Source organism: Nonomuraea diastatica (assembly GCF_004349015.1).
Classification (GTDB): domain Bacteria; phylum Actinomycetota; class Actinomycetes; order Streptosporangiales; family Streptosporangiaceae; genus Nonomuraea; species Nonomuraea diastatica.
Genome location: NZ_SMKP01000148.1, coordinates 20008 through 27325, shown reverse-complemented (window position 1 = coordinate 27325; position 7318 = coordinate 20008). Strand labels below are relative to the sequence as shown.

Genomic DNA, 7318 nt, shown 5'->3' with positions numbered 1-7318 from the left:
GGCCCGGGTTGCAGAAGTGGGAGACGGCCAGGTGGCTGCCGGGCGGGAGGCGGGAGACCAGGCGGGCCGTGAGCCCGGCAGGGTCGTCCTCGTCGGGCAGGTGGTGCAGGATGCCGAGGAGCAGCAGGCCCACGGGTTCGGTGAAGTCGATGAGCCGGGCGACTTCGGGGTCGTCCAGGATCTTGTCGGGCTGCCTGAGGTCGGCCTCGACGACGGTAGTGGTGTCGTCGACGGCGAGCAGGGCGCGGCCGTGGACGAGGACGATGGGGTCGTTGTCGACGTAGGCGACCCGCGTGCCCGGTGCGGACGCCTGGGCGATCTCGTGCACGTTGCCCTGCGTCGGCAAGCCCGAGCCGATGTCCAGGAACTGGCGGATGCCGGCCTCCGCCGTGAGATGGCGAACGACGCGCCTCAGGAACTCCCTGGCGGCCCGCGCCGCCTCCGGCGCGTCCGGGGCGACTTCGAGCGCGAGCCGGGCCATTTCGCGGTCCGACTCGTAGTTGTCCTTGCCGCCGAGCATGAAGTCGTAGACACGGGAGACGCTGGGGCTGGCGGTGTCCACGCCCTGTGGCGCGCGCTTCTGCTCGTTGTCGGCCATGGTCGGCTCCTTCGGAAACGTCGCGAAAACGACTGGCGCGATCATACTGCTGCATTGCCGATATTTACGGCTTTTCGCCGATTCGAGTAAAGGACAGTCACCGGCGTTGTCAGAAGGCGTCAGGCGGACTCGCGGATCACGAGTTCGGTGGGCAGGATCACCGGTTCGAGCTGCCCGGCGCCGTCGATGAGCGCCAGCAGCAGGCGGATGGTCTCCTGCGCCATTTCGGTCAGCGGCTGGCGGATCGTGGTCAGCGGCGGATGCGTGGAGACGGCCACCGAGGAGTCGTCGAACCCGCCCACCGCCACGTCCTCCGGCACGCTGCGCCCGGCCGCCCGCAGCGCCGCCAGCGCGCCCGCCGCCATCAGGTCGGAGGCCACGAAGACGGCGTCGATGTCGGGCGTGCGCTCCAGCAGATCGGCCATCGCCCGCTCGCCGCTGGCCTGGGTCCAGTCGCCGTGCGCGATCAGCTTCGAGGTGGCCTTGCGCCCCAGCACCTCGGCGAACCCCTCCAGCCGCTGGATGCCGCCCGGCGTGTCCATCGGCCCGGTGATCATGGCGATGCGCCGGCGGCCCTGGGCGACGAAGTATTCGGTCATCTGGCGGGCGCCGAGCCGCTCGTCGGCGGCCGCGTACGGGATGACGCTCTCCTGCCCGATGACGGCGCCGCAGGAGACGGCGGGCGGCCCGGAGCCGAGCGCCTCGACGAGGGGGTCGCCCGCGTGCGTCGAGACCAGCAGCACGCCGTCGGCGTGGCCGCCCCGCACGTAGCGGACCACCCGCTCGCGGTCGCCCGCGTCGCCGGCCAGCATCATGACCAGCGACAGGTCGCGCTCGGCCAGCATCTTGATCGCGACCCGGATGAGCGTGCTGTAGTTGGGGTCCTCGAACAACTTCTCGTACGGCTCCGACAACACCATCACGACTGAGCCGGTGCGCTGGGTGACCAGGCTGCGGGCGGCCCGGTTGACGACGTAGCCGGTCTCCGAGATCGCCCTCTCGATGGCCACGCGTGCCGCGGGGCTCACGTATTTGTCGCCGTTGAGCAGGCGGGACACCGTGCCGCGGGACACGCCCGCGGCGGCGGCGACATCGTGGATCGTAGGGCGTTTCACTTGACGGCTCCGGAGGACAGGTCGGTCCTCCAGTATCGCTGCATCGTGAGGAAAAGTGCGATCAGGGGCACGATCGACAGCAGCGCGCCCGTGAGGATCAGGTTGTAAAGGGCGGGCTGGTTGGCCCCGGCCGCCAGCAGCGTGTAGAGACCGACGGTGAGCGGGAACTTGCCGTCGTCGCCGAGCATGATGAACGGCAGCAGGAAGTTGTTCCAGATGGCCACGAACTGGAACAGGAAGATCGTCACCATGCCCGGCACCATGAGCGGCAGCGCGACCCGCGACAGCAGGCGCCCCTCGCCGGCCCCGTCGATCCGCCCGGCCTCCAGCAGCGAGTCGGGGATCGCCGCGGCCGCGTAGACGCGGGCCAGATAGATGCCGTACGGGTGCAGGATCTGCGGCAGCAGCACGGCCCAGTGGCTGTCGGCCAGGCCGATCTCGGAGAACAGCAGATACTGCGGGATGGCCAGCACCACGGCGGGCACGAGGATGCCGCCGATGAGCAGGTTGAAGATCGCGTTCCGGCCGCGGAACCGGTATTTCGCCAGCGCAAACCCCGAGACGGCCGAGACAGCGGTCGACAGCAGCGCGCCGCCGCCCGCGTAGAACAGCGTGTTGGCCGCCCAGAGCCAGAACACCCCGTCGCGGTAGGCGAACAGCTCCGCGACGTTGTCGAAGAAGCCGGTGCCGAAGGAGAGCGTCGAGGTGCTGAACAGCTCGCCGGGCGACTTGGTGGCCGCGATCAGCACCCAGACCACGGGGAACAGGCAGTAGATCGCGCCGAGGAGGAGCAGCGCCGTGGGCGCCACCCCCCACGGCCTGCCCGCGGACGCGCCGTGCGCGCGGCGGCGGTGTGCGGTGGCGGCGGTGACCCCGGCCATCAGCCCTCCCTGAAGGCGCGGTCGCGGACCACGCGCAGGAACCCGAACGACAGGACGAGAGAGATCGCCGCGATGACGATCGAGGTGGCGGCGGCCGAGTACAGGTCGCCGGTGACGAACGCGTCGCGGTAGACCTTCATGAGCGGGCTCCACGTGGAGCTGATCGTGTTCGTCAGCGGCCGGAGCGCGGTGGGCTCGGTGAACACCTGGATGGTCGCGATGATCGAGAACACCGTGGTGAGGACGATCGCGGGGGTCAGCATCGGGATCTTGACCCGGAGCGCGATCTGCACCTCGGAGGCGCCGTCGAGTCGCGCGGCCTCGTACAGGTCGCGCGGGATCGCCCGGAGCGCGGTGTAGAGCACGAGCATGTTGAAGCCGACCCCGCCCCACACCGCCACGTTCGCCATGGAGTACGTGACGGTGGTCGCGCCGAGGTAGTCGACGTCCAGGACGGCCCTGATCGGGCTGAGCGAGGGCAGGTAGAGGAAGCCCCACAGCAGGGTGGCCGCCACCCCCGGAACCGCGTACGGCAGGAAGATCGCGATCCGGGAGAAGCGGGCCAGCCGCACCCGTGCGGAGTCCAGCAGCAGGGCGAACAGCAGCGCCAGGCCGAGCATCACGACCAGCACCAGCGCGCCGTAGCCGAGCACCCGCAGCCAGCCCTGCCACAACTCGGCGTCGGCCAGGGCCGCGGCGAAGTTGTCGAACCCGACGAAGGCCTCGCGCCGCGCGCCCTTCCCGAGCCCCAGCCCCGACACTCTGGTCCTGCGCATCGCCAGGTAGACGGTGTAGGCGATGGGCACCGCGAGGAAGAGCGTGAACAACACGATCGCGGGGGTCAGGAACAGGTACGGCCACGCCCCCTTTTGCGACCGTTTCATGACGCGATCTGGAAGCCGGACTTGCGCATGTCGGCGACCGTGGCGTCCTGCATGGCCTGCACGGCCGCGGAGAACGGCGTGCCGTCCTGCAGCGCCTTGTCGAAGCCGTCCTTGAAGGAGTTGAACGTCACGCCGACGTTCGGCCCGAAGGTGAAGCCGCGCGCCCCCACGGACACGGCGGCGGCCTGCTGCCAGAAGTCGGGCTGGTTGGAGAAGTACTCGGGCGCCTCGCCGAGGCCCGACTGCGCCGCGGTCGCCGCCGGGTAGATCGCGGCCTCCTTGACGAGCAGGTCGATGGCCTTCGGGTCGGTGTTGAGCCACGTGGCGAACTTCGCGGCGGCCGCCTTGTTCGGAGTCTTGGTCGACACGGCGGTGGACGAGCCACCCCAGAAGCCGCTGAAACTCTCGCCGGCGTTCCACTGGGGGAGCGGCGCGACGGCCCACTTGCCCTTGGCCTTGGGCGCGTTGCTCGACAACACGCCCGGCGCCCACACGGCCGACGGCCAGGTCAGCAGCTTGCCGTCGTTGAGCGCCTTGTTCCATTCAGGGGTGAAGTACGGCATGTCGTCGATGGCGCCCTCCTTGACCAGCCCGCCCCAGTAGTCGGCGACCTTCTTGGTGGGCTCGTCGGCGATGTCGACCTTCCACGACTCGCCGCTGATCGACCACCACTGCGCGCCGGCCTGTTGCGCGAGACCTGTGAACGCTCCCGGGTCCTTGCTGGAGAACGTGCCGAGATACGCCTTCGGGTCCTTCTTGCGCACCGTGCGGGCCGCCTCGCCGTACTCCTGCCACGTCTTCGGGACCTCGATGCCGTACTTGTCGAACAGGTCCTTGCGGTAGAAGAGCATCATCGGGCCGCTGTCCTGCGGGATGCCGTACACCGCGTCGGTGCCGAGGGTGACGAGGTTCCACAGGCCCTCGGAGAATTCGCCTTTGATCGGGTCGGTCTCGGCCTTGAGGTCGGCCACGGCGTCGGCGGCGATGAACGACGGCAGGTGCTGGTATTCGGCCTGCACCAGGTCGGGCGGGTTGCCGGCCTTGGCGGCTGTGAGGTATTTCGCGGCCGCGTCGTCGCCGCCGGCCTGCTTGCTGACCGTCACCTGGATGTCGGGGTTGGCGTCGTTCCACGCCTTGACGATTTTGTCCATGTTCGGGGCCCACGTCCAGTACGTGAGCTTGACAGGACCCTGGGGAGCGGTCGTGGCCGGCGCCGCCTCGGGGCTCTCGGCGGGCTCGCCGGACCCGCAGCCCGTGAGGGCGCCGGACATGCAAGTCACCGTAAGTGCGACGGCCAGGACTCCAAGGCGGTTGGCGCGCATGCGTACCTCCAGAATGTTCTGTGAACGTGCACAGACTGGAGGAGGGCGGAAATCACCGTCAAGGGGTTGTTACGCTCTCGTTAACCTTCCGCGTTGGCCATCAGGCTGCAGGGAATTTGCGGGAGCAGTTCCCTTGTTCCTTAACGTGCCTTACTGTGCACGTTCACAGAAGCTTTTCGAGGGGGATGGATGTATCCGGAGCGTCCTGCCGGTATCGCCTTTGGCGGGGACTACAACCCAGAGCAGTGGCCGCGCGAGACTCTCGACGAGGACGTGGCCCTGATGCGCGAGGCCGGGGTCAACCTGGTCAGCCTGGGCATATTCTCGTGGGCGCTGATGGAGCCCGAGGAGGGGCGCTACACGTTCGGCTGGCTGGACGACGTCATCGACCGGCTGCACGAGGGGGGCGTCGCGGTCGACCTGGCCACGCCGACCGCCGCGCCGCCCGCCTGGTTCGTGGCCCGGCATCCCGACGTGCTGCCGGTGACCAAGGAGGGGACGCGGATCGGGTTCGGCGGCAGGCAGAGCGCCTGCTCCAGCGCCCCGGCCTTCCGCGCGGCGACCGCGCGCCTGGTGCGCGCGCTGGGGGAGCACTACCGCGGTCATCCCGCCGTCGTCATGTGGCACGTGCACAACGAGTACGGGGCGCCGCTCGGCGAGTGTTACTGCGAGCACAGCGTGGCGGCCTGGCGCGTCTGGCTCCGCCAGACGTACCGGGACATCGCGGCACTGAACGACGCCTGGGGGGCCACGTTCTGGGGACAGACCTACACCGACTGGTCCGAGATCGACGCCCCGCGCGCCAACCACACGGTGCTCAACCCGGCCCAGCGGCTCGACTACGCCCGCTTCAGCGACGGCCAGCACCGCGAGCACTACGCGCTCCAGCGCGACATCCTGCGCGAGCTCACCCCGGGCATCCCGGTGACCACGAACTTCGCCGGCACCGTCAACTGCAAATCCACCGACCTGTGGCGGTGGGCCCGCGAGGTCGACGTGATCGCCAACGACCACTACCTGAAGGCCGAGCGGCCCGACAACCACATCGACCTGGCGATGTCCGCCGACCTGGCCCGCTCGGTGGCCGGGGGCGCGCCGTGGATGCTCATGGAGCATTCGGCGGGCGCGGTCAACTGGCAGCCGCGCAACCTCGCCAAGCGGCCGGGGGAGCTGCGCCGCAACAGCCTCGCGCACGTCGCCCGAGGCTCGGACAGCGTGCTGTTCTTCCAGTGGAGGGCCTCGCGGTTCGGGGCGGAGAAGTTCCACTCCGGCCTGGTCCCGCACGCCGGGACCGACTCCGCGCAGTGGCGCGAGGTGGTGCGGCTGGGTGGCGACCTGCGCGCGCTCGCCGGCGTCAGGGGCGGCCGGGTGCGGGCCGAGGTGGCGATCGTCTGGGACTGGGAGTCGTACTGGGCGCTGGAGCTGGACTGGCGGCCGTCGGTGGACCTGACGTTCCGGGAGCGGATGGACGCCTTCTATGAGGCGCTGTGGCGGGAGCATGTCACGGTGGACTTCGTCCACCCTTCCGCCGATATTTCGGGATATCGGGTGGTGGTCACGCCCAGCTCGTACCTCCTCACCGAGGCCGCCGCCAAGAACCTGCACCGGTACGTCGAAGCGGGCGGCAACCTGCTCGTGTCGTATTTCTCCGGCATCGTCGACGAGCACGACACCCTCCACCCGGGCGCCTACCCGGGCGCGCTGCGCGAGCTGCTCGGCCTGTCGATCGAGGAGTTCCACCCGCTGCGCGAGGACGAGACGGTCGAGCTGGGCGGCCAGGAAAGCATCACCGCCCGCGTCTGGTCGGAGCGGATCCGCCCGGCCGGCGCGGTCACCGTACGCGCCTTCGCCGGCGGGCCCGACGCGGGACACCCCGCCTTCACCCGCCACGACCTCGGCGCAGGCACCGCCTGGTACCTCGCCACCGCTCCCGTCACCGCTCCCGTCACCGGCCCTGTCACCGGCCCTGTCACCGGTTCTGCCGCCGGCTTGCGCGAACTGCTCGCGCAGGTGCTCGACCACGCGAACGTGTCCCGGCCACGCGGCCTCCCCGACACCCTGGAGCTGGTGCGCAGGGGCGGCCACGTCTTCCTGATCAACCACGGCGACGACCCAGTGACGGTCGAGGGGGTGAGCGGCGTCAGCGTGTTCGACGGCATGCGGCACGACGGCGCGGTCACCGTCGCGCCCGGCGCGGTCACCGTCGTCGTGGAAACCGTTCACTGAGTTTCAAGGGTTCTCAGTGATTCGCTCGTGGTCACCGCCGGCCCGTCGTCGGGCAACGCCCGGGAGAACCGGCCCCCGTTCGGCTACGACGACCGGGCGCTGCCCGCGATGGAGGTGCTCGGCCGTCTCTGAGGGTGTGCCCGGCGGGGTCCCGCCGTCCCGGACCAGATCGAAGGGAATCTGTGGATCTCGCCGTCAGGTTGACATGATGGCCGTATGACGATCACCCCGCTGAGCTCGGAAGAGCTGCTCACCACCACCCGCCGGCACCCAGCGGCGGGTCTCCGAGAGC

6 protein-coding genes are annotated in these 7318 nt (G+C 69.8%); 1 reads left to right on the top strand and 5 read right to left on the bottom strand.

What is annotated here, in order from left to right; all coding sequences use genetic code 11:
- From E1294_RS37730 to E1294_RS37710, 5 genes are all read right to left on the bottom strand, one after another.
- On the bottom strand, positions 1-598 hold a 598-nt coding region (locus E1294_RS37730; RefSeq protein WP_132515767.1), incomplete at its 3' end, for an SAM-dependent methyltransferase.
- Positions 599-717: 119 nt separating this feature from the next.
- Positions 718-1713: a LacI family DNA-binding transcriptional regulator gene (locus E1294_RS37725; RefSeq protein WP_220448149.1), complete on the bottom strand. Its 996-nt coding sequence runs from the start codon at positions 1711-1713 to the stop codon at positions 718-720.
- On the bottom strand, positions 1710-2594 hold the full coding sequence (locus E1294_RS37720; protein ID WP_132515766.1) for a carbohydrate ABC transporter permease: 885 nt from the start codon (positions 2592-2594) through the stop codon (positions 1710-1712). The genes E1294_RS37725 and E1294_RS37720 overlap by 4 nt, the downstream gene beginning before the upstream one ends.
- Positions 2594-3478 carry a carbohydrate ABC transporter permease gene (locus tag E1294_RS37715; protein ID WP_132515765.1) on the bottom strand — a complete coding sequence of 295 codons (885 nt, stop codon included), beginning with the start codon at positions 3476-3478 and terminating at the stop codon, positions 2594-2596. The genes E1294_RS37720 and E1294_RS37715 overlap by 1 nt, the downstream gene beginning before the upstream one ends.
- Positions 3475-4749 carry an ABC transporter substrate-binding protein gene (locus E1294_RS37710; RefSeq protein WP_246083579.1) on the bottom strand — a complete coding sequence of 425 codons (1275 nt, stop codon included), beginning with the start codon at positions 4747-4749 and terminating at the stop codon, positions 3475-3477. Before E1294_RS37710 ends, E1294_RS37715 begins: the two co-directional genes overlap by 4 nt.
- Positions 4750-4989: 240 nt before the next feature.
- On the opposite strand from E1294_RS37710, the gene E1294_RS37705 reads away from it, so the two are divergent.
- Positions 4990-7026 (top strand): beta-galactosidase, encoded by a 2037-nt coding sequence (locus E1294_RS37705; RefSeq protein ID WP_132515763.1) that lies wholly within the window; start codon positions 4990-4992, stop codon positions 7024-7026.
- Positions 7027-7318: the final 292 nt, after the last annotated feature.